This window comes from Streptomyces sp. NPDC086766, assembly GCF_044746005.1.
Lineage (GTDB): Bacteria > Actinomycetota > Actinomycetes > Streptomycetales > Streptomycetaceae > Streptomyces.
This window is the reverse complement of sequence record NZ_JBIVBI010000010.1, coordinates 229,545-251,461: the sequence shown is the minus strand read 5'-3', so window position 1 is coordinate 251,461 and position 21,917 is coordinate 229,545. Positions and strand designations below refer to the sequence as shown.

Below are 21,917 nucleotides of genomic sequence, written 5' to 3'. Positions count from 1 at the left end.
CACATGGACTTCGGACTCGTCCTGCAGACCGACCCGCCGGCCTCCCGCGTCGTCAGCCTCATGAAGCGCGCCGAGGGCAACGGCTTCACCCACGGCTGGACCTTCGACTCGGCCGTGCTGTGGCAGGAGCCGTTCGTCATCTACAGCCAGATCCTCGCCAACACGAGCAAACTGACGGTGGGTCCGATGGTGACCAACCCGGGCACCCGCACCTGGGAGGTCACCGCCTCCACCTTCGCCACCCTCAACGACATGTTCGGCAACCGCACGGTGTGCGGCATCGGCCGCGGCGACTCCGCGATGCGCGTGGCGGGACGCAAGCCCAACACCCTCGCCCGGATCAGCGAGGCCATGAAGGTCATCCGCGCCCTCGGCAGCGGCCGGGAGGCCGACCTCGGCGGCGGCACGGTCGTCAGGTTCCCGTGGATCAAGCCGGACGCCCGCCTCCCCGTCTGGATGGCCGCCTACGGCCCCAAGGCGCTGAAGATGACCGGGGAGGAGGCCGACGGGTTCATCCTCCAGCTCGCCGACCTGTACCTGACCGAGTACATGGTGAAGGCGGTGAAGGACGCGGCCGCCGCGGCCGGACGCGACCCGTCCGAGGTGAGGATCTGCGTCGCGGCGCCCGCCTACGTCACCGCCGACGACTCGCCCGAGGCGCTCGCCCACGCGCGCGAGCAGTGCCGCTGGTTCGGCGGCATGGTCGGCAACCACGTCGCCGACCTCGTCGCCAAGTACGGCGAGCACTCCGCCGCCGTCCCCGACGAACTCACCGACTACATCAAGGCCCGGCAGGGCTACGACTACTCCCACCACGGGCGCAGCGGAAACCCGGACACCGAGTTCGTGCCCGACGAGATCGTCGACCGGTTCTGCGTCATCGGCCCGGCCGAGGCGCACATCGAGAAACTGAACGCCCTGCGCGCCCTCGGCGTCGACCAGTTCGCCGTGTACGACATGCACGACGCGCAGGAGGCCGTCATCGACGCGTACGGCGAGAAGGTCATCCCCGCCGTCAACTCCTGATCCTCCGGACCCCTTGATTGGGCTGCCCATGACCGACACCGCTCCCACGGCCATACCGTCGTCCGCCCAGCACACCCTCTCCGACGGGCGCGTGGAGATCGCCCCCGGCACTCCGCCGCCCAGCGGTCCCTACGCCAACGCGGACCTGCTGCCCGTCCCGGTCGCCCGGCGCACCTGGACCACGTACAACTTCTCCGCGCTGTGGGTCGGCATGGCCCACAACACGGCCTCCTGGACCCTCGCCTCCGGTCTGATCGCCGTCGGCATGGACTGGAAGCAGGCGGTGTTCACCATCGCCCTGGCCAATGTGATCGTGCTGGTCCCGATGCTGCTCACCGGCCACGCCGGACCCAAGTACGGCATCCCCTTCCCGGTCTTCGCCCGCGCCTCCTTCGGGGTGCGCGGGGCCAACCTGCCCGCCGTCGTACGGGCGTTGGTGGCCTGCGGCTGGTTCGGCATCCAGACCTGGATCGGCGGCGAGGCGATCTTCTTCCTCGCCGGGAAGCTCATCGGGAACAGCTGGTCCGACGCCGCCCGGGTCGGCGGTCACCCCTGGACGATGTGGCTGTCGTTCGCGCTCTTCTGGGCGATCCAGGTGGCCGTCATCTACCGGGGCATGGAGACCATCCGCCGGTTCGAGAACTGGGCGGCGCCCTTCGTCCTCGTCGGCGCGTTCGTGATGCTCGGCTGGATGAGCAGCAAGGCCGGCGGCTTCGGCCCGCTGTTCGGCCAGCCGTCCCGGCTCGGCTGGGGACCGGACTTCTGGACGCTGTTCGCGCCCTCCCTGATGGGCATGATCGGCTTCTGGTCCACGCTGTCGCTGAACATCCCGGACTTCACCCGGTACGGGAAGAGCCAGAAGGCCCAGACCTGGGGCCAGGCGCTCGGACTGCCGACCACCATGACGCTGTTCGCGTTCCTGTCCGTGCTGGTCACCTCGGGTTCACAGGCGGTGTACGGCAAGCCGGTCTGGGACCCGGTGCAGCTGGCGGCGAAGACGGACAACGTGGTCGGTCTGCTCTACGCGCTGGTCACCGTGCTGGTGGCGACGCTGTCGGTGAACATCGCGGCCAACCTGGTCTCACCCGCCTTCGACTTCTCCAACATCGCGCCTCGGCACGTCGGTTTCCGGGCCGGCGCCCTCGCCACCTGCGTCCTGGGTGTGCTGATCTTCCCGTGGAAGCTCTACGCCGACCCGCAGGGCTACATCTTCACCTGGCTCGGCCTGGTCGGCGGCCTGCTCGGCACGGTCGCCGGCATCCTCATCGCCGACTACTGGATCCTGCGCCGCTCCAGACTCGACCTGGCCGACCTGTACCGCGCGGGCGGGCGCTACTGGTACGCGGGCGGCTGGAACTGGCGGGCCGTGGTGGCCTTCGTGGCGGGCGGCGTCCTCGCCGTCGGCGGCGCGGACTTCCACCCGCTGGTCGACGGCCGTCCGATCCCGGCGCTGAAGCCGCTCGCGGACTACGGCTGGGCCGTGGGCCTGGGCACCGCCATGGTGCTGTACCTGCTGCTGATGCTGACGCGGGGCCGGGAACGGGCCACCGCCTGAGCGGCGGCGGGCCGCGCCGCGGGCGGGTCAGCCCTGCTGACTTCTCTGCAGCGCGGCCACCGCCTCCTTGGCGGCCTTGATCGCCCCGGTGTTGATCTCGTCCGTGGCGGGCGCCTTCCTCGTCTCGAAGTCGCTGCCGTTGTAGGTGACCACCACGAGGGCGTTGGAGACGCGGGCCAGCACCGTGCCCTCGCGGGTCTGCTGCTTGTCCTCGGTGGTGAGGTTCACCACCGAGTAGCCCGCGTCGCCGAGTCCGGGGACCGCGCCTCCGCCGCTCTTCTCCGAGGTCCGCTCCTGGTAGGTCTTCTGCGCCGCCGCGTCCGACCGCATGAGCTCGAAGGACACGTCGAGCCAGCGGTAGTCGTATCCCTCCAGCGCGTTCCAGGAGCAGGTGCGGCGCGTCTTCGCGTTGGTGGAGGGGATCTCCTTGCCGGTCGTCTTGGCGCCCGGCACAAGGGACTTGACGGTCTTCGCGGCGATGCTCGCGCACGGTGCGGGGGCGGAGGCGTACGTCTTGGACACCGCCGTCGACGAGGGCGCCGAGGGCGCGGCGGTGTTGCTCGCGGACTGCTGCTGCGGGGCGGCCTTGTGGTCGGCGGCCGGTGCCGCGGCGAGCGGACCGGACGTGAGCGCCCAGCCCGCGCAGGCGAGCACGACGATCGGGCTCAGCCGCGCGGTGAGCGCGAGCGGCAGGGGAAAATCACGCACGGCGCACTTCTCGTGGGGGACGGACGGTGCGGAGGGGGCCCGCACTGCGGACGGAACGCCAGTCTCACACGGCCGGGAGTGCGGTGGAAGGGTGGACCTCGCTCCGTAGCCCCGCGATCACGGCGACACGCGCAGGATGTCGTGTTCCTTCCGTATATCCGTGCCCCCGCGAGGCCGGGAGACGCCCGCATCCGGCCATCGCGGAGAGGTCCGGCGGTGGGGAGGCACGGCGAGGCGACGTGCCTCGGCCCGAGTGGGCGCTCCGGATGGAGGGGTGCCGCCGAGGAGGTCCGCGCCCGGCTCGACCATGTGTTCGCTCCACGCTGTTCTGCGGAATGCGCCGAAAAAGAGCGATGCTTCCCGATATCATCGTGCGATTCCAGAGCGGGTCGTGAATTACGCCCTGGCGAGAGGAGTTGCACGTGCTCTTCGTGCAGGGAGCGTCGGTGACCGCTGTCGTGCGCGGCAGTCTCGGAGAACCGGTGATCTTGCTCGCCGGTGAATCTTGTCCGGGAATGCTGGATACGCGCTGGATTGACGTGGTCCGGGCGGCGGCAGTCGTGCTGGATGCGACCGAGCTGCAATGTCTGTGGGCCGCGATGTGCACGTTGAGCATGCGGACGCCGGATTCCTATGTCGCGGCCGACGAGAATGTGCTCGCCCTTTACAAGGTGCCGTCGGGCTGATTTCAGTGGCCGGCCGTGCTGCGGGCCGCGCCTCCGGGCCGGCCCGAAGCACCGACGCCCGTGGTCAGGGAATCCTGACCACGGGCGTCGAGGAGGGCTGGGCCGACTAGCGGCGCCAGTAGGGGACGCACACCCACCTGTAGTGGTGGCGGTCCCACTGGTAGCGGTAGGTCATGCGGTGGTGGTCGCCGTACCGCCACCAGCAGGACCAGCCCCGGTGCTCACCCCGATCGTGGCCGTACCGCCAGTCGTTGTCGTACCGCCAGTCGTTGTCGTAGCGACGGTTGTGGCCGTACCGCCAGTCGTCGTCGTACCGCCGGTCGTCGTCACGGTCCGTGTGGCGCAGCCCCCCGAGGCCGCGGTCGAAGCGCTGGTCGCCGTCGTGGTCCCGATCGGGGTACGGGTCGCGGTGCGAAGCCGCCGGCGTCGCGGTGACGGCACCGTTCAGCGGGGCGGCGGAGGCCTGTGCGGCCATCGGTGCCACCACGGCACCCACGGCCAGGAGTGCGCCTGCCACGCCCTTGGCAATATTCTTCACTGCTTCTCCTTTCGGGCCGGGATGGAGCGGCCTTTCTGCTCCACCGGCCGGGCTGACGCTACCTCAGATTCCACTGCTGTCACGGGAGGCCGAATTCGTGCACCGTGCGGACGGTATGGCGCGCAGCCGGGGGAAAGTGCAGGTCAAAGCCTTGTCTTGGGGATCTTCCGGGCTCTCGGCTGCCAATTCTCCGGGCAACTCCAACAGGTGAATCCACCCGCGGCTCCGGTATTGATAAAAAAGTCGGACGGATTTGCATTGCGCCCTCTTGGCGACCCTCATTGCGCGGAGTGCGAAATGGTAAAGGCCGGGATCGGATGGCCGAGGCCGTGGCAATGCCCACAAGTGACCGCCCCCTGTTCCGCCGAGGGCGCCCACCGGGGAGAGCGGTGAGGGGTGTGGTCCAGAGGGCGCATCGCTCGGCGGGTCGGGCGTCCGGCGGCGGCGCGTCGGGCCGGCCGGATCCGGTGGCCCGCCGGATCCGCCTCATTGCGCGCCGGGGCCCGTCCAGGGGCTGCTCGACCTGTGGGACGGCAACTGCGACGGACTCGTGGTCGCGGCTTTGGGATGAATTCCCCTCAGATATGCCTCTTCAGCGCCTCGTTGGGCGTCGCCGGACGGCGCCCTGTGCCCGGCTTTCGGTGCGGGGAGCGGGTCCGAGCTGCCTCATTCGGCGTCCCCACCTGGGGCTTTGCGGTGCTGTAGGCCTCAACTATTGAACGAGCGAGCGATTTTGAACACATGTCGGACATAGCGGGTTTGCATCGGAGCTCCGCTTTCGACTACCGTCCGGGATCTCCGAACGAAACGTCCGGAGATTCTGGACAGCGGGGTTGACGCATGGCTACGTATTCCTTCTCGTAGTGCCGCTGTTCAGACCGTTGCGGCCGGGCGCCCCACGCCCGGCCGCAACGGAACGGAGGACTCGCCGGACCGGCTCCGTCGCTCGTCGCGATTTCCGCACGAGCCGTCGGCCGGCCGCGGCGGGTGTCTCCCGATCGTCGTGCGACCACTTCCATGTCGCACTTCCTTACCCGAGTGAAAGGCAACTCCTATGGACATCAAGCAGCTTGAGGCCGAGACCGCGGAACTGCTGCCGGGCCGTGAGGCGCTGGGCCGGTTCTCCTTCAACCTCACCAAGACGACCAACATCTCGAAGAAGCTCCTGAACCTCGACGCTCACAACGAGTCGGCTGCCGTGAACCAGTTCTCGCCGCTGGCCGTCGCGCAGTCCGCGGCGTCGCAGGCCATCAGCGTCCACCAGTAACACGCTGACGCCGAGGGGCAGGCGGAATCTGCCCCACGGCGTCCGCCGGGCACCGTCCCACCCCGGGGGTCGACCCCCGGGGTGGGACGGTGCTCCCGGCTCCCTCAGGCGGTCCTTCGCAGGCGCCGCAAGGAGTCCGAGCGAAACCCGCGCCGTGGAGAAGACTATGACGCTGCCCGCAGAACACAGCACGTCCCACGCCCGGAACGAACCCACTGTCCCCACGGCCGGCTCTCCGCCACCCGGTGACGGACGTCCCGCGAAGCCGCCGGAGCCGTCCACCGCGACCACACGGGTCCTGGAACCCGAAAGCGCGCCGGCCGCCGGGCGGCCCGTGCCCCATCTCACCGACGGCCTGAGCACCCTCGGCCAGTACCAGGGCTCCGGTTTCACCGACCGCAGGTACGTCGTCCGCCGCGGCGACGGTCAGGTCCTGATGCTCTCCCGTCTGCTCTACCTCGTTGTCAGCTCGATCGACGGCGTGCGCGACACGGAGACCATCTCCCACCGCGTCAGCGGCCGGTACGGGCAGGAGGTCACCGAGGACAACGTCGTCTACCTCATCGAGAACCGGCTGACCCCGCTCGGGGTCACGGTCCCGCTGGGAGAACTCCCGCGAAAGTGTGCCGAGGCCCCCACCTCCGACCTCCTGCTGGCCCTGCGCGGCCACCGGGTGATCCTCAACGAGGCACGGGTCGCCCGCGTCGCCGCCGCCCTGAGCTGGCTGCACCGCCCGCCGATGGTGGCGCTGGTGCTGACCGCCACCGCGGCCGTGGACGTGTGGCTGTTCGCGATCCACGGCGCCATGACACCGCTGCTGCGCGTGCTGGAACAGCCGATCTGGATGCTCGCGGTGTTCCTGCTCACCGTCCTCTCCCTCCTCTTCCACGAGTTCGGCCACGCCTCGGCCTGCAGGTACAGCGGTGCGGTCCCGGGGAAGATCGGGTGCGGCATCTACCTGATCTGGCCCGCGCTCTACACCGACGTCACGGACGTGTACCGGATCGGCAGGCGGGGCCGGCTGCGCACCGGCTTCGGCGGCGTCTACTTCAACGCCGTCTTCATCCTGGCGCTCACCCTCGGCTACCTGCTGACCGGGCAGCCGTTCTTCCTGGCCGCCGTCTACCTCGCGCACTTCGAGGTCCTGGAACAGCTGATGCCCGCACTGCGGCTCGACGGCTACTACATCCTCGGCGACCTGGCCGGCGTGCCCGACCTGTTCGGCAAGGTGAAGCCGATCCTGCTGAGCCTGCTGCCCGGACGCAGGCCCGCCGGAGCGGCCGACCTGAAGCGCTCCGCGCGCGTCATCGTCGCCACCTGGGTCCTGACGATGATCCCCCTGCTCCTCGCGGAGGTCTGCTACGCCCTGTGGAACCTCCCCCGGCTGCTCACGACCGCGTTCCGGAGCCTCGCCGAGCAAGTGACCGGAACCTTCGAGGCCTTCGGAGCGGGCCACCTGGCGGCGGGCGGCGTCGGCGTCATCGGCGCCCTCATGCTCGCGTGCCCGATGGTCGGTGGGGCCTACCTCGCGGGACGGGTGCTCGCGCGGCTGATGCGTGCCGCCGTACGGTCCACACGGGGCAGACCCGCCCTGCGTCTGGCCGTAGCTGCCGCGGTCGGCGTCTCCGCCTGCGTCCTGGGCGCCGCCTGGTGGCAGGGCATGACACCCGCGCCGCTTCCGCCCGCGCCACCCGTGACCCCGCTTCTGCAGCCCGGCGTTCCCCGCGTCCGCGTCGCGGAGAGCCCGCCGGCCGACCGGCCCCGGATCCAGCCGGTCACACGGCCGTCCCCCGGTTCGTATCCGACCGGCCGCGCCACGAGGCCCGGCACGGGAGGAACCGGACCCACGGTGGCCGCCTCCCCGTCAGGGAGCCCCACCGCGCAGCCCACACCCACACAGGCGTCGGCCTCCCCCCGTACGGGCAACACGCCCACCGGGTCGCCCACCGCCAGGCAGTCGGCGACGGCCACCACGCCCCCGCCCAGCACGCGGCCCGGCGGAACGCCCCCTGTTTCGCCGTCCCCCTCCGCGACCGACCCGGCGACCGTGTCCCCCTCCGCCTCGGCGACCTCGTCCCCGAGCCCCAGCACGACCTGACCCCCCCTCACCACTTCAGGAGACAGATATGAAGCACCGCAAGCCCAGCACGAGCACCGTGGCCAGGGCCGCCGTGAGCATCGGCGTGGCCGCCGGCGCCGGCCTGGCCATGACCACCACCATGGCCTCGGCCACCACCGGCATCCCCGGCGGTGCCGCCATCGCCGTGGACATGGCGCACAGCCGCGCCAACCGGGCCCACGTGAGCGACTTCGACGAAACGTTCAGGGTCCACGAGTACGGCCCGTCCGTCGCCGTGACGGCGAACAACCGCGCCATGGCCGAGTCGGTCGGATGCTCTCCGATGTCGCCGTGCCGGTCCGTCGCCCTCTCGTTCCAGATCGTCACCACCTCCGGCCGCAACGCACGGCTGATCCACGCCACCAACCTCGGCCGCGCGGCGAACGAGCACTGCACCTCCTGCCAGACCTTCGCCGGCGCCTACCAGTTCGTCGTGGCCACACCGCGGGCCTTCACCCTCAGCGCGAGCGCCCGGAGCGAGCTCGCGGGGCTGGCCCGCCGTGCGGCGGAGCTGCGCTCCTCGACGCTTCCGATCTATCGGATCCGGGAGCGTGCCGACGCGATCTCCCGTGAGATCAAGACCGTTCTCGACCGGGAGGCCGCCCGGGCTCCCCGGGCCGACGGAAGCGACCCCGAGGCCAATTTCAACCCCTTCGTCACGGTGCGCCGCCACGTCGTCTAGGGCCCCGAGCAGGTGAAGCCCGGTGCCGGGCCGGAGTCCGGCTCTCCGATCCGGCACCGGGAGGCCGCGTTCGGCCATGGCGGTCACCCCCCTTCCGGATGCCCCCGCCGGCCCGGGGCATCCGGACCGCCGACTCCCCTCGGTGCGCCTCCCGCACCACCGCCGGCCCCGGAGCCCTACGACATCGCCCGACCCGGAAGGTCCGAGACCGTGACCAGCGCGCACCCCGCAGCATCACGCACCCGTGTGCTCCAACTCCTCGCCGAAGGGCACTCGGCGGGAGAAGTCGCACGGAGGCTGGGAATCCCGCCCAGCACCGTCTACCGCTGGCGGCGCTCCCTCGGCGCCCCGGCCGTCCCGGCCCCGGCCCGCAGCCGCATCCAGGAACTCGAGGCCGAACTCCTCCTGTGCCGCCGGACGATCGACGCCCTGAACGACGTGATGCCCCCAAAAGGCGTTACGAAGTGATCACGCGCGTGGTGGAGCAGGGATTTCCCGCGCGCAGGGTCGCCGCCCTTCTCAACGTCTCCGAGTCCGGCTACTACGCGTGGCGTGAACGCCCCGCATCGGACAGGGACATACGGCACGCGTGGCTGACCCGGCTGATCACCGACCTCCACCGGCAGTCGGGCTCCTCCTGGGGCTACCGGCGTATCCGCCAGGAACTCGACCGCCGTTTCGGGATCAGGGTCAGCCACGGGACGGTCGAGCGGCTCATGCGGCGAGCGGGGCTCCGCGGGATGCCGGGACGTCTGCCGGCGGCCTTCGACCCCGAGCAGTGCGTCGCGCCCGGCACCCGGTGGATCCTGGACACGTTCGTCTGCCGGACGCGGGAGGGCGACCTCTGCCTGGCGGTCGTCCTGGACAGCGTCGGACGGCGTCTGCTGAGCTGGAGCAGCGCCGCCGCCGCTGACCCCGCCCTCCTCGCGCGGACTCTTCAGGCGGCCTTGGCCCGGCACGGGAGCGCGCCCGCCCCGGCGGCCCCGGGCTTCAGCTGCGTGTTCACCGAGCGGGCGCTGGGGTCCGGCTGCGCGCCGCCCGACGCGGCCAAGGGCGACTGGTACGACCACGCGGTGGTCGAGACCTTCTGGGAGCACGTGCACCGCGCACTCGCGGCGCTGTGGGCCTCCGCCGGCCTCGCCCCGCTGCGCCCGGAACTGTCGAGGGTCCTGAACCGCCTGGCCCAGCAGGGGCTCGCGGTGCGTGGACCGAAACTCCCTCTCCAGAAGGCGGACACATGGACCTCACACCACCTCTGCCCCGATCCGGTGGCACCCGGTCGTGCGCGCCCCGGGGCCTGACCGCCCCGCAAGCACACCGCATGCTGCTGTACTGCGCCCTCGAAGCGGCGGGCGTCCCGCTGGAGGTGGGCGACGTCCAGGCCGTCTTCGCCGTGGCCGAGCTGGACTACGTCACCGTCCAGGCCGTCATCACCTGGATCGCCACGGCGGAGGCCCCCGGATTCGTCCGGTGACGAACCGGACCGGGCGGCCCGCGGGACGACGGCCGCCGGGCGGCCGGTACCGGGAAGGAGGACCGCCTCCCGGGAGCGGGTCAGCTCAGGTCGGCCTCGTGCCCGCCCGCCTCGAGCAGCGACTCCACCAGGACCGCCACGTGCCGCCGGTCCTTCGGGCTCAGCCTCTGCACGCTCGCGATGAGGATCTCCACCTCGGGATCGGTGATCTCGGGGGAGTCCTCGAAGTAGAGGTTGACTCCCGCCGCCTCCGCGGCCGCCCGCTGCACCGGAGCCACCGGTATGCCGAGCCCCTTGGCCAGGCCTTCCAGCGTGCTCTTCTGCGGCACCTGGGCCAGCCGCCTCGACGTGGCCAGATGGTGCACCGTCGAACGTGAGATGCCGCCCCGGCGCGCCACGTCGTTGTAGGACCAGCCGTTCTGGTCCAGCCGGCGCTTGATCATTTGCTGCAGTGTGTTGAGCACCACCGCTTCTTCCTGTCGGGGGAGAGGCAGCCCTGTCAATGAGTCTAACGGCCCGATCCGCAGGCCGTTCCGCATGTTTCTTCTTTCGCCTGCATCCGCCACCCTGCCCCGGGCCGAAGTAGGTGCCCCCGACGCGGGATGCGCCGCGACGTGGTTGACGCCGGCCGCCGACGACCGGAGTTCATCCCGATTCCACCCGGAGTGCACCGCGACGGTGGGGGCTGTCAGCGGTTCGTGCTCTCATGGAGGCATGATCGAAGAGACGGAAACCATCGAAGAGTTTCTCGCACGTCACTCGGCCGACGTGGAGGAGGCGGTCCGCAAGGCGGCCGCGGCCGAGATCCTGCCCCGCTTCCGCCGCCTCGCCGAGCACGAGGTCGAGCGGAAGTCCGGCCCGCACGACCTGGTCACGGACGCCGACCGGCTGGCCGAGCTTTACCTCACGGGCGTGCTCGGCGACCTGCTGCCCGGCTCCGTCGTGGTCGGCGAGGAGGCGGTGCACGCCGACCCGGACTCCTATGAGGCGCTTCAGGGCGACCGCCCGGTCTGGATCGTCGACCCCGTCGACGGCACCCGGCAGTTCGTGCACGGCGACCCCGGCTTCTGCACCCTGGTCGCCCTCGCCCGGCGCGGAGTCGTGCTCGCGTCCTGGACGTACGCCCCCGTCCCCGACCAACTCGCCACGGCCGTAAGGGGGCAGGGCGCCTTCCTGGACGGCGAGCGGCTGCGCGCGGGCGCACCGGAAGCCGGCCGCGACCTCCGAGTGGCCACCTCCCACCCGGACTTCACGACGGACGCGCAGAAGCGGGCCCTGCTCGGGCTGTGGGCGGACGGTGTCGCGGCGCGCCCCTGCGGTTCGGCCGGACTGGAGTATCTCGCCGTAGCGCGCGGTGAGTTGGACGCCACCGCGTTCTCGTGGGAAGCGGCCTGGGACCACGCGGCGGGCCTGCTCCTGGTCGAGGAGGCCGGCGGCGCCCACGTCACCCTGAGCGGCGACCCCTTCCGCGTCACCGGCGGCAACACCCTGCCGTTCACCGCGGCACGGGACGCCGCGACGGCCCACCGGGTGCGGAACCTGCTCTCGGCCTGACCGGACCGGCTCCGCCGGGGGCCGCACCGGCCACCGGCCCCCGGCGCGGGCCACCCGGACCACCGGGCACCGGCCGCCGGACCGGCGGCATATCCTGATCCCGAGTGGCCATCGGCTGACGAAGGGGTCCGAAGGTGCCGTCGATGCTCGATGCGGTCGTGGTGGGTGCGGGGCCGAACGGGCTGACCGCTGCCGTGGAGCTCGCCCGGCGCGGGTTCTCCGTGGCGGTGTTCGAGGCGCGGGACACCGTGGGGGGCGGCGCCCGCACCGAGGAACTCACCCTGCCCGGCTTCCGGCACGACCCGTGCTCCGCCGCTCACCCGCTCGGCATCAACTCGCCCGCGTTCCGCGCCCTGCCCCTGCGGCGCTACGGCCTCGAGTGGCTGCACGCCGAGCTGCCCATGGCGCACCCCTTCACGGACGGCACCGCCGCGGTCCTGGCCCGCTCGGTCGCCGCGACGGCCGCCTCCTTCGGCCCGCGCGACGCGGGCGCGTACCGCAGGCTGGTCGAGCCGTTCCTGCCGCACTGGGACACCCTGGCCCGCGACTTCATGTCGCTGCCCCTGACCGCGCTGCCGCGGGACCCGGTCATGCTCGCCCGCTTCGGCCTGCGGGGCCTGCCCCCGTCCACCTGGCTGATGCGCCGCTTCCGCGACGAGCGGGCGAAGACCCTCTTCGCCGGCCTCGTCGCCCATGTGATCGCCCCGCTCGACGGCTTCGCCACCGGCGCCATCGGCCTCGTCTTCGCCCTGGCCGCGCACGCCCGCGGCTGGCCGGTGGCCCGCGGCGGCTCCCAGGCGATCTCCGACGCCCTCGCCGCGTACCTGAAGGACCTCGGCGGGGCCCTGCACACCGACTACGAGGTCAAACGCCTCGACGACCTCCCGCCCGCGCGGGCGTACGTCTTCGACACCTCGCCCACCGCCCTGGCCCGCATCGCCGGCCTCGGCCGGTACTACGAGGGCTACCGGTACGGCCCCGGAGTCTTCAAGATCGACTACGCCCTGGACGGTCCGGTGCCCTGGACCGCGACGGAGCCCCGCGTCGCCGGCACCGTGCAGATCGGGGCGGACACCGCCGAGATCGGCACCGCGCTGCGCGCCGTGTCCCGCGAGGGCCGCGCCCCCGACGCGCCGTTCCTCATCACCGTCCAGCCCAGCGTCGTCGACCCCACCCGAGCCCCGGCCGGCAAGCAGGTCTTCTGGGCGTACGGCCATGTGCCCAACGGCTGGACCGGCGACCTCACCGACGCCGTGGAACGCCAACTGGAGCGCTTCGCCCCGGGCTTCCGCGACCGCGTCCTCGCCCGTGCCACGGCAGGCCCGCCCGAACTCGCCGCCCGCAACGCCAACTACGTCGGCGGCGACATCGCCTCCGGCGCCGCCTCCGGCCTCCAGCTCCTGCTGCGCCCCAAGCCGTCCCTCTTCCCGTACCACACCCCGCACCCGGCGGTGTTCATCTGCTCGTCGGCCACCCCGCCCGGGCCCGGCGTGCACGGCATGTCCGGGCACAACGCGGCGAAGGCCGTATGGCGCAGGCTGCGGCAGACATGACCACCATCACGCTCGTCCGGGGCGACATCACCCGGCAGACCGTCGACGCGATCGTCAACGCGGCCAACTCCTCCCTGCTCGGCGGCGGAGGCGTCGACGGCGCGATCCACCGCCGGGGCGGCCCCGCCATCCTCGAGGAGTGCCGCGGCCTGCGGGCCTCGCGGTACGGCAAGGGACTGCCCACCGGCCAGGCCGTCGCCACCACGGCGGGCGCACTGGACGCCCGCTGGGTGATCCACACCGTCGGCCCGGTGCACAGCCGCACCGAGGACCGCTCGGACCTGCTGGCCTCCTGCTACCGCACGGCGCTGCGCGTCGCCGACGAGCTGGGCGCCCGCAGCGTGGCCTTCCCCGCGATCTCCACCGGCATCTACGGCTGGCCGTTGGACGACGGCGCCCGGATCGCCGTCGACACCGTGCGGGAGGCGCGGACCGCGGTGGCGGAGGTCCGCTTCGTCCTCTTCGACGAGCGGGCCTACGAGGCGTTCGCCGCCCGGGTGGGGCCCACCGGGGCCCGCTGATCCGGGCAGGTGCGGCTCAGGGGACGTCGATGTCGGATTCCCGCCAGCCCAGCGCCCCGCCGGTGGCCGATGCTGGACCCATGCAGAACGGGATGCACACCGACCGGGAGCGCTGTGTACGCGCCGTCCAGTCCAAGGACGCACGGTTCGACGGATGGTTCTTCACCGCCGTCCTGACCACCCGCATCTACTGCCGGCCCAGCTGCCCCGCGGTGCCGCCGAAGCCCGAGAACATGACCTTCCACCCGAGCGCGGCCTCCTGCCAGCAGAGCGGGTTCCGGGCCTGCAAGCGCTGCCGCCCCGACACCAGCCCCGGCTCACCCGAGTGGAACCGGCGCGCCGACCTCGTGGCCCGCGCCATGCGGCTGATCGCGGACGGGGTCGTGGACCGCGACGGCGTGCCCGGCCTGGCCGCCCGCCTCGGCTACAGCACCCGCCAGATCGAGCGCCAGCTGCTCGCCGAGGTCGGCGCCGGGCCGCTCGCGCTCGCCCGGGCCCAGCGCGCCCAGACCGCGAGGCTGCTGATCGAGACCACCGCCCTGCCGATGGCGGAGATCGCCTTCGCCGCGGGCTTCTCCTCGATCCGCACCTTCAACGACACCGTGCGCGAGGTCTTCGCCCTGTCACCCAGCGAACTGCGCTCCCGTGTCCCGCGGCGGCGCGCCGTCACGCCACCCGGGACGCCCGCGCCGGGCACTTTCGGCGCCCTCTCCCTGCGCCTGCCGTTCCGCGCCCCGCTCAACCCGGACAACCTCTTCGGCCACCTCGCGGCCACGGCCGTACCGGGCGTGGAGGAGTGGCTCCCCCGCAGCCCCGACGACGTGGGCGGTACCCCCGTCGGCGCCTACCGGCGGACCCTGCGCCTGCCCTACGGGCACGGGATCGCGGCGCTGACACCGGCGACGGACCACATCGCCTGCCGCCTCACCTTGAGCGACCTGCGGGACCTGCCGGTCGCCATCAGCCGCTGCCGCCGGATGCTCGACCTGGACGCCGACCCCGTCGCGATCGACGACCAGCTGCGCACGGACCCGGTCCTCGCGCCCCTGGTCGACAAGGCCCCGGGCCGCCGGGTGCCGCGCACCGTCGACGAGGCCGAGTTCGCCGTACGGGCCGTGCTCGGCCAGCAGGTGTCCACGGCAGCGGCCCGCACCCACGCGGCGCGCCTGGTCGCCGCGCACGGCGAGCCGGTGGACGACCCGGAGGGCGGCCTCACCCATCTGTTCCCGGCCCCCGAGGCACTGGCCGCCCTCGACCCCGAGACGCTGGCGATGCCCCGCGCCCGGCGCACCACGCTCACCACACTCGTGGGCCAACTCGCCGACGGTGAGATCCACTTGGGGGTGGAGAGCGACTGGCGGGAGACCCGCGCCCGGCTGCTGGAGCTGCCCGGCTTCGGCCCCTGGACGGTGGACGCCATCGCCATGCGCGCGCTCGGCGACCCCGACGCCTTCCTCCCCACCGACCTCGGCGTCCGGCGCGCCGCCGAGGAGCTGGGCCTGCCGTCGACCCCGGCGGCGCTGACCGCCCGGGCGGCCGCCTGGCGGCCCTGGCGCGCCTACGCCGTCCAGTACCTCTGGGCGACCGGCGACCACCCGGTCAACTTCCTTCCCGTCTGAGGACGTTCCATGAAGCAGCACACCGTGATCGACAGCCCCTACGGCCCCCTCACCCTCGTCGCCGACGACGGCGTCCTCTGCGGCCTGTACATGGCCGGCCAGCGGCACCGCCCGTCCGAGGAGGCCTTCGGCGAACGCGCCCGGCCCGCCGCCTTCGACGCGGCCGAGGAGCAGCTGGAGGCCTACTTCGCGGGCCGGTTGACCGAGTTCACCCTCGAACTCCGGCTGAACGGAACCCCGTTCCAGCGCCGCGTGTGGGAGCAGCTGCGCTCCATCCCCTACGGCCGGACGCGCACCTACGGCGATCTGGCCGAGGCCCTCGGCAACCCCGGCGCCTCCCGCGCGGTCGGTCTCGCCAACGGCAGGAACCCGATCGGCGTCATCGTCCCCTGCCACCGCGTCGTCGGCGCCGACGGCAGCCTCACCGGCTACGGCGGCGGCCTCGACCGCAAGCGCCGCCTGCTGGACTTCGAGCGGGGAGCGGCCATCTTCTGACGGCCCGCGTCCCGGCGGCGCGTCTTCGAAGGGCCTGTCTTCGGAGGGCCCGTCTTCGGAGGGCCCGTCTTGCGACGGCCGGCCCGGAGCACCGGGGCCGGCCGGATCAGGCGACGCGGTGGCCGTTCTCCAGTTCCGCCGTGCCCGAGTCCGCGGAGAGCACGTCGAGGGCGGCCAGCACCCGGCGGCCCAGCGCGCCCGGGAGGTGGGAGGCGAGTTCGTCGCGCGGGACCAGCCGCCAGGACAGCAGCTCCTCCTCCTGCAGGCGGATCGCCTTGAACTCCTCCTCGCCGAGGATCCCGCCGTCGTAGAGGTACGCCACCAGCGGCGGGCGGCCCGTCCCGTGCACCCAGTCCACCGCGAGCAGCCGCCCGAGCTCGCGGTCCAGGCCGATCTCCTCCAGCGTCTCGCGGCGCGCGCCCTGGCGCGGGGTCTCACCGTCGTCGGACTCGATCGTGCCGCCCGGCAGCGCCCATCCGTCGCGGTAGTTGGGCTCGACGAGCAGCACCCGCCCGTCCGCGTCGCGGAAGAGGGCGGCGGCTCCGGCGAGGACGCGGGGGAGACCCGCGATGTACGTGGCGAAGTCGGCAGTGGTCATTCGAAAAGGGTATCCAGCCGCGCCGACCCCACCGCCGGCTCTCGCCGCACGCCCCGGAGCCCCGGCCCCTCCCCGGCCCCGGACGCGGCGCCGGCCTCCACCAGGCGCAGGGTCCGGTCCGCGAGGTCGCTGACGCGGACGCGGTCGAAGCCGAAGACCGCGCTGCGGACCGTGTCCTCCAGCGGGTCCTTCCACTGCGCGGGGATCGCCTCCGCCCCGTTCAGGACGCCCGCCACGGAACCGGCCGTCGCGCCGTTGGAGTCGGTGTCCAGGCCGCCGCGCACGGTGAGCGCGAGGGTGCGGGTGAAGTCGCCGTCGCCGTACAGCAGACCGGCGGTGAGGACGGCGGCGTTCGGGACCGTGTGGATCCAGCCGAGGCCCGCCGTCTCCTCCGCGAGGGTGGCGAGCGTGTCCTCCCACGGCAGGCGCGTCTCGTGCAGGGAGGCGACCCGGCGTACGGTGCGGGCCAGGCGGCTGCTCGCCGGGACCACCGTGAGCGCGGTGTCGACGGCGTCGCGGACGGCCGGCGCGGTGAACGCCGCCGCGATCAGCGCCGCCGCCCACATCGCGCCGTACACGCCGTTGCCGGTGTGCGACAGCACCGCGTCCCGGCGGGCGAGCAGGGCGGCGCGGCGCGGGTCGCCGGGGCTGGTCCAGCCGTAGATGTCGGCGCGGATCAGGGCGCCGATCCACTCCTGGTACGGATTGTCGTAGGTGGCCGTCAGCGGCGGCTTCAGCCCGTTGGCCAGATTGCGGTACGCGGCCCGTTCGGCGGTGAACGTCTGCAGGTACGGCAGCCGCAGCAGCCACAGCTCCCCGACCTGCTCGGTGCTGAACGCGAAGCCGTGGGTCTCCAGCAGGTCCAGGCCGAGGATCGCGTAGTCGACGTCGTCGTCGCGGCAGCTCCCGTGGACACGGCCGCGGACGCAGCCGCGCCACTCCGGGCGCAGCGCGGGGCCGTCGGCGCCGTCCGCCGGTTCCGGGAGGTAGTCGGTGAGCGGCAGCGCGCCGGCCTGCCGCAGATAGCGGTCGATGCGCTCGCGCGTCCACACCTCGCCCTGCTCGACCGGCTTGCCGAGCATGTTGCCCGCGATCCGGCCCAGCCAGCCTCCGAGGACGCGGTCGGCGAGCGTGGGCTCCGGCTCGGTGCGCACAGGGGTCATGGGGGAGGAGTACCCGTTTCCGGTGGGGGGCGTGCGGGGAGGCTGCCGGGCCGGATGCGGCCGCCCGCGCGCACCGCCTGCCCACCGATCGGGCGGGGCATGACGGCGGAGCCGGTCTGCGGCTATGGTCGCAGCGGCGCGACTGGCCCCGACGTGCGCGGGGCCCGGAGAGCAAGGGGATGCAAGGTGGCGGACGCTGCGGTGCGCGGACCGGAGACGGGACGGCGGGTGCTGGTTGCCGCGGACAAGTTCAAGGGGTCGCTGACCGCCGTGCAGGTCGCACGGGCGGTGACGGCCGGACTGCGCCGGGTCGTACCGGACGTCGAGGTGGAGGCGCTGCCGGTCGCCGACGGCGGCGACGGGACCGTCGACGCGGCGGTCGCGGCCGGGTTCGAGCGGCGGGAGGTACGGGTCGCCGGGCCCCTCGGGCACGAGGTGACGGCCGCGTTCGCGCTGCACGGCGACACGGCGGTGGTGGAGATGGCGGAGGCCAGCGGGCTGCAGCGGCTGCCGGCGGGCGTCCTCGCGCCGCTCACGGCCTCCACGTACGGATCCGGAGAGCTGCTGCGGGCCGCGCTGGACGCGGGCGCCCGCATCCTCGTGTTCGGCGTCGGCGGGAGCGCGACGACGGACGGGGGCGCGGGGATGCTCCGCGCGCTCGGGGCGCGCTTCCTGGACGCCGAGGGGGAGCCGGTGGCGCCCGGGGGCGGAGGGCTCGCGGCGCTCGCCCGGGCGGATCTGTCCGGTCTGGACCCGCGGCTCGCCTCGGTCGAGCTGGTGCTCGCCAGCGACGTCGACAACCCGCTGACCGGCCCGAAGGGGGCACCGGCGGTGTACGGGCCGCAGAAGGGGGCCTCCCCGGACGACGTGGCGGCGCTCGACGCGGCGCTCGCGCACTACGCGAAGGTGCTGGAGGAGGCGGTCGGGGACCGGGCGGCGCGGTACGCCGTCGCGCCGGGCGCGGGAGCCGCCGGCGGCATCGGGTACGGCGCGCTGCTCCTCGGGGCCCGCTTCCGGCCCGGCATCGAGGTCATGCTGGAGGTGCTCGGCTTCGCGCCCGCCCTGGAGCGGGCGACCCTGGTGATCACAGGGGAGGGGTCGCTGGACGAGCAGACCCTGCACGGGAAGGCGCCCGCCGGGGTCGCCGCGGCCGCGCGGGCGGCGGGGAAGGAGGTCGTCGCGGTGTGCGGGCGGCTGACCCTGACACCGGAGGCACTCGCCCGCGCCGGGATCGGCCGCGCGTACCCCCTGACGGAGACCGAGCCGGACGTCTCACGCTGCATCGCGGAGGCGGGCCCGATCCTGGAACGCGTCGCGGAACGCATCGCCCACGACCACCTGCGCTGAGCGCCCCCGCCGTCATGTCCGCGGGCAGCGGCGCGTGAGCGGCGACGCGCATGGACGAGGGGCCCCGAACCGAACGGACGCCATCGGTGTCCGAACGGTTCGGGGCCCCTCGTTCGTCTGTCGACGGAGGCGACCGTCTACGGCAGCTGCGCCGCCCGCGCCTCACGCCGGTTGTCGCGGAAGTGGTGCACCCGGCGCGCCGTGGCGAACAGCGGGATCACCGCGCCCATCACCAGCTGGAGCGCGCAGCCCGTCTGCAGCAGCAGCTGGCCGCTCGGGGCGTCGAAGGCCCAGGCCGCCAGCAGGCCCATGGACAGTACGATCCACGACAGCATCGCGACCGCCAGGCGGCCGCGCGGCTTCGGGTACTCCACACGGCTCACCATCAGCCACGCGATGCCCAGGATGGCCAGCAGCGTCGCCACGAAGGGCAGCTCCAGCAGCACGATGGAGACCACCGTCAGCGCGCCGAACGGCGAGGGCATGCCCTGGAAGATGCCGTCCTTCATCGTCACGCAACTGAAGCGCGCGAGCCGGAGCACCACGGCCAGCAGCACCACGATCGCGCCGAGGGCGGCCACCCGCTGGTGGGCGTCGTCGGCGACCATGCCGTAGACCAGCACGAAGTACGCCGGCGCCAGGCCGAAGCTGATGAGGTCGGAGAGGTTGTCCAGCTCCGCGCCCATCGGCGACGAGCGCAGCTTGCGGGCGACGAGGCCGTCGAAGAGGTCGAAGACCGCCGCGCACAGCATCAGGATGACCGCCGTGGCGGCGCTGTGCCGGGCCATGCCCGACTCCTGGCTGCCCGTGAGGTGCGGGATCAGGATCCCGGTGGTGGTGAAGTACACCGCCATGAAGCCGCACGTGGCGTTGCCGAGGGTGAGGGTGTCCGCTATCGACAGGCGCAGCGAGAGGGGCATCTCCTCCTCGTCGTCCGCGGCGTCGGCCTCGGGCACCCAGCCGGTCTGGGTGTCTGGATCAATCACGGTCAATGCGAGTCACCCCAGCCACCGTCTTCTGGCCGACCTCCACCGCGACCTCGACACCCTCCGGCAGGTAGAGGTCGACGCGCGAGCCGAAGCGGATCAGACCGATCCGGTCGCCCTGCTCGACCTTGGTGCCCCGCGGGATGTACGGAACGATGCGCCGGGCCACCGCGCCGGCGATCTGGATCATCTCGATGTCACCGAGCTCGGTGTCGAAGTGCCAGACGACCCGCTCGTTGTTCTCGCTCTCCTTGTTGAACGCCGGCACGAACCCACCGGGGACGTGCTCGACCGACGTCACCGTGCCGGCCAGCGGGGCGCGGTTGACGTGGACGTTCAGCGGGCTCATGAAGATCGCGACGCGGGTGCGGCCGTCCTTCCACGGCATGATGCTCTGCACCACACCGTCGGCGGGGGAGATGACCCTCCCCTGGGCGATCTCGCGCTCGGGGTCGCGGAAGAACCACAGCATCCCCGCGGCGAGCGCGGTGGCGGGGACGGCGACGGCCTTGGCGGCACCCGAGCGGCGGGAGCGTGCCAGGCTGAGGGCTGCGGTGGCGACGGTCGGGAGAAGCCACGGCGATGCTCCGCGCGCGAGGCGTACGCCGGCTCGGCTGTCGCGTGGTGCAGAGGTTTGGCTGTGGGGCATGGATGACCTTCGTAGCGGATGATGCCGCGCTCTGACGGGGGACGGCGGCTTTCCGGCGATCGTAGCGGTTCAGGGCCACAACTGGGTAAGTCGAGCAGCCGAGTCGGCGGCCGAAGGCCGCTGACGGGGTGTGATCTTCTTCTCGAAGAAAACACCCCGAAGCGGGACATTCAGCCCTGGAACCGGTACTCCTCGAGCAGCCTGCGGCCGATGATCATTTTCTGGATCTCGGCGGTACCCTCACCGATGAGCAGCATCGGAGCCTCGCGGTAGAGGCGCTCGATCTCGTACTCCTTGGAGAAGCCGTAGCCGCCGTGGATCCGGAAGGCGTCCTCCACGACCTCCTTGCAGTACTCGGAGGCGAGGTACTTCGCCATCCCTGCCTCGAGGTCGTTTCGCTCACCGGAGTCCTTTTTGCGCGCTGCGTTCACCATCATCGCATGCGCGGCCTCGACCTTGGTGGCCATTTCGGCGAGTTTGAACTGGATCGCCTGGTGCTGCGCGATCGGCTTGCCGAAGGTGTGGCGCTGCTGGGCGTACTGGACGCCGAGTTCGAACGCACGCTGCGCGACGCCGCAGCCACGGGCCGCCACATTCACGCGGCCGACCTCGACTCCGTCCATCATTTGGTAAAAACCCCGGCCGGTGACGCCGCCGAGCACCCGATCGGCCGGAATGCGCAGGCCGTCCATGATCAACTCGGTGGTGTCGACGCCCTTGTAGCCCATCTTGTCGATCTTGCCCGGGATGGTGAGGCCGGGGCGGACCTCTCCGAAGCCGGGCTCCTTCTCGACCAGGAAGGTGGTCATGGACTTGTGGGGCGCGGTGCCCTCGGGGTGTCCTTCGTCACTTCGCACCAGCACGGCGACGAGCGAGGACGTACCGCCGTTCGTCAGCCACATCTTCTGACCGTTCAGGACGTACTCGTCGCCGTCCTTCACCGCCTTCGACGAGATCGCCGACACGTCGGAGCCGAGGGCCGGCTCCGACATCGAGAAGGCGCCGCGGATGTCGCCGGCCGCCATCCTCGGCAGGAAGTGGTCCTTCTGCTCCTGCGTGCCGTGCTGCTTGAGCATGTACGCCACGATGAAGTGCGTGTTGATGATGCCGGACACCGACATCCAGCCGCGGGCGATCTCCTCCACGCACAGGGCGTACGTCAGGAGGGACTCGCCCAGACCTCCGTACTCCTCGGGGATCATCAGTCCGAACAGGCCGAGTTCCTTCAGGCCGTCGACGATCGCTTGCGGGTACTCGTCGCGGTGCTCCAGCCCGGTCGCGACCGGGATGATCTCCTTGTCCACGAAGTCCCGGACGGTGGAGACGATCTCCCGCTGGACGTCCGTGAGGCCGTGGGTCTGGGCGAGACGGCTCATC

23 protein-coding genes are annotated in these 21,917 nt (G+C 72.2%); 15 read left to right on the top strand and 8 right to left on the bottom strand.

Annotated elements, in window-relative coordinates; all coding sequences use genetic code 11:
- Positions 1-3 precede the first annotated feature (3 nt).
- On the top strand, positions 4-1,026 hold the full coding sequence (locus ACIPM1_RS20450; protein ID WP_402436618.1) for a TIGR03842 family LLM class F420-dependent oxidoreductase: 1,023 nt from the start codon (positions 4-6) through the stop codon (positions 1,024-1,026).
- A 28-nt stretch (positions 1,027-1,054) separates the two neighbouring features.
- The gene (locus ACIPM1_RS20445; RefSeq protein WP_356183871.1) at positions 1,055-2,581 is read left to right on the top strand and encodes an NCS1 family nucleobase:cation symporter-1; all 1,527 of its coding nucleotides are present in this window, start codon (positions 1,055-1,057) and stop codon (positions 2,579-2,581) included.
- A gap of 27 nt (positions 2,582-2,608) precedes the next feature.
- Here the strand turns inward: ACIPM1_RS20445 and ACIPM1_RS20440 are convergent, their stop codons facing one another.
- On the bottom strand, positions 2,609-3,289 hold the full coding sequence (locus tag ACIPM1_RS20440; protein WP_402436615.1) for a hypothetical protein: 681 nt from the start codon (positions 3,287-3,289) through the stop codon (positions 2,609-2,611).
- A 422-nt stretch (positions 3,290-3,711) separates the two neighbouring features.
- Between ACIPM1_RS20440 and ACIPM1_RS20435 the strand changes: the two genes are divergently transcribed.
- Positions 3,712-3,975 (top strand): hypothetical protein, encoded by a 264-nt coding sequence (locus ACIPM1_RS20435; protein ID WP_356183866.1) that lies wholly within the window; start codon positions 3,712-3,714, stop codon positions 3,973-3,975.
- Between the two features lie 106 nt (positions 3,976-4,081).
- Here the strand turns inward: ACIPM1_RS20435 and ACIPM1_RS20430 are convergent, their stop codons facing one another.
- Positions 4,082-4,513 carry a hypothetical protein gene (locus tag ACIPM1_RS20430; RefSeq protein WP_402436611.1) on the bottom strand — a complete coding sequence of 144 codons (432 nt, stop codon included), beginning with the start codon at positions 4,511-4,513 and terminating at the stop codon, positions 4,082-4,084.
- 1,054 nt (positions 4,514-5,567) lie between these two features.
- Between ACIPM1_RS20430 and ACIPM1_RS20425 the strand changes: the two genes are divergently transcribed.
- The 6 genes from ACIPM1_RS20425 (at position 5,568) to ACIPM1_RS20400 (ending at position 10,055) form a co-directional block, all read left to right on the top strand.
- The gene (locus tag ACIPM1_RS20425) at positions 5,568-5,780 is read left to right on the top strand and encodes a hypothetical protein (protein ID WP_356183860.1); all 213 of its coding nucleotides are present in this window, start codon (positions 5,568-5,570) and stop codon (positions 5,778-5,780) included.
- A gap of 334 nt (positions 5,781-6,114) precedes the next feature.
- Entirely contained in the window at positions 6,115-7,878 is a 1,764-nt protein-coding gene (locus tag ACIPM1_RS20420) for a hypothetical protein (protein WP_402436608.1), read from the top strand.
- A gap of 28 nt (positions 7,879-7,906) precedes the next feature.
- Positions 7,907-8,581: a hypothetical protein gene (locus tag ACIPM1_RS20415; protein ID WP_356183854.1), complete on the top strand. Its 675-nt coding sequence runs from the start codon at positions 7,907-7,909 to the stop codon at positions 8,579-8,581.
- Between the two features lie 210 nt (positions 8,582-8,791).
- Positions 8,792-9,049, top strand: a complete 258-nt coding sequence (locus tag ACIPM1_RS20410) for a transposase (protein WP_402436604.1) — start codon at positions 8,792-8,794, stop codon at positions 9,047-9,049.
- Entirely contained in the window at positions 9,046-9,882 is an 837-nt protein-coding gene (locus ACIPM1_RS20405; protein WP_402436601.1) for an IS3 family transposase, read from the top strand. The genes ACIPM1_RS20410 and ACIPM1_RS20405 overlap by 4 nt, the downstream gene beginning before the upstream one ends.
- A 20-nt stretch (positions 9,883-9,902) precedes the next feature.
- Entirely contained in the window at positions 9,903-10,055 is a 153-nt protein-coding gene (locus tag ACIPM1_RS20400; RefSeq protein WP_402436598.1) for a hypothetical protein, read from the top strand.
- An 80-nt stretch (positions 10,056-10,135) separates the two neighbouring features.
- Here ACIPM1_RS20400 and ACIPM1_RS20395 read toward each other — a convergent pair whose 3' ends face one another.
- Complete coding sequence (locus tag ACIPM1_RS20395) at positions 10,136-10,519, bottom strand: helix-turn-helix domain-containing protein (RefSeq protein ID WP_402436595.1); 384 nt, start codon at positions 10,517-10,519, stop codon at positions 10,136-10,138.
- Positions 10,520-10,769: 250 nt separating this feature from the next.
- On the opposite strand from ACIPM1_RS20395, the gene ACIPM1_RS20390 reads away from it, so the two are divergent.
- The 5 genes from ACIPM1_RS20390 to ACIPM1_RS20370 all read left to right on the top strand — a co-directional run bounded on the left by ACIPM1_RS20390 (position 10,770) and on the right by ACIPM1_RS20370 (position 15,797).
- The gene (locus tag ACIPM1_RS20390) at positions 10,770-11,609 is read left to right on the top strand and encodes an inositol monophosphatase family protein (RefSeq protein ID WP_402436592.1); all 840 of its coding nucleotides are present in this window, start codon (positions 10,770-10,772) and stop codon (positions 11,607-11,609) included.
- A gap of 143 nt (positions 11,610-11,752) precedes the next feature.
- On the top strand, positions 11,753-13,162 hold the full coding sequence (locus ACIPM1_RS20385; protein ID WP_402436589.1) for a phytoene desaturase family protein: 1,410 nt from the start codon (positions 11,753-11,755) through the stop codon (positions 13,160-13,162).
- The gene (locus ACIPM1_RS20380) at positions 13,159-13,683 is read left to right on the top strand and encodes an O-acetyl-ADP-ribose deacetylase (protein ID WP_356183832.1); all 525 of its coding nucleotides are present in this window, start codon (positions 13,159-13,161) and stop codon (positions 13,681-13,683) included. The genes ACIPM1_RS20385 and ACIPM1_RS20380 overlap by 4 nt, the downstream gene beginning before the upstream one ends.
- 80 nt (positions 13,684-13,763) lie before the next feature.
- Positions 13,764-15,302 carry an AlkA N-terminal domain-containing protein gene (locus tag ACIPM1_RS20375; protein ID WP_402436584.1) on the top strand — a complete coding sequence of 513 codons (1,539 nt, stop codon included), beginning with the start codon at positions 13,764-13,766 and terminating at the stop codon, positions 15,300-15,302.
- 9 nt (positions 15,303-15,311) lie between these two features.
- On the top strand, positions 15,312-15,797 hold the full coding sequence (locus ACIPM1_RS20370; RefSeq protein ID WP_402436580.1) for a methylated-DNA--[protein]-cysteine S-methyltransferase: 486 nt from the start codon (positions 15,312-15,314) through the stop codon (positions 15,795-15,797).
- Between the two features lie 106 nt (positions 15,798-15,903).
- Here ACIPM1_RS20370 and ACIPM1_RS20365 read toward each other — a convergent pair whose 3' ends face one another.
- Both ACIPM1_RS20365 and ACIPM1_RS20360 read right to left on the bottom strand, forming a co-directional pair.
- Positions 15,904-16,395, bottom strand: a complete 492-nt coding sequence (locus tag ACIPM1_RS20365; RefSeq protein WP_402436577.1) for an NUDIX domain-containing protein — start codon at positions 16,393-16,395, stop codon at positions 15,904-15,906.
- Positions 16,392-17,558, bottom strand: a complete 1,167-nt coding sequence (locus tag ACIPM1_RS20360; protein WP_402436574.1) for an ADP-ribosylglycohydrolase family protein — start codon at positions 17,556-17,558, stop codon at positions 16,392-16,394. Before ACIPM1_RS20360 ends, ACIPM1_RS20365 begins: the two co-directional genes overlap by 4 nt.
- A 228-nt stretch (positions 17,559-17,786) precedes the next feature.
- Between ACIPM1_RS20360 and ACIPM1_RS20355 the strand changes: the two genes are divergently transcribed.
- Entirely contained in the window at positions 17,787-18,905 is a 1,119-nt protein-coding gene (locus ACIPM1_RS20355) for a glycerate kinase (RefSeq protein WP_402436693.1), read from the top strand.
- A gap of 137 nt (positions 18,906-19,042) precedes the next feature.
- Here ACIPM1_RS20355 and pssA read toward each other — a convergent pair whose 3' ends face one another.
- From pssA to ACIPM1_RS20340, 3 genes are all read right to left on the bottom strand, one after another.
- Positions 19,043-19,861 carry a CDP-diacylglycerol--serine O-phosphatidyltransferase gene (gene pssA, locus ACIPM1_RS20350; RefSeq protein WP_356184103.1) on the bottom strand — a complete coding sequence of 273 codons (819 nt, stop codon included), beginning with the start codon at positions 19,859-19,861 and terminating at the stop codon, positions 19,043-19,045.
- A gap of 22 nt (positions 19,862-19,883) precedes the next feature.
- Positions 19,884-20,540, bottom strand: a complete 657-nt coding sequence (locus ACIPM1_RS20345) for a phosphatidylserine decarboxylase (RefSeq protein ID WP_356183816.1) — start codon at positions 20,538-20,540, stop codon at positions 19,884-19,886.
- Positions 20,541-20,710: 170 nt separating this feature from the next.
- Positions 20,711-21,916, bottom strand: coding sequence for an acyl-CoA dehydrogenase family protein (locus tag ACIPM1_RS20340; protein WP_402436571.1), 1,206 nt, complete (start codon positions 21,914-21,916; stop codon positions 20,711-20,713).
- Position 21,917 lies beyond the last annotated feature (1 nt).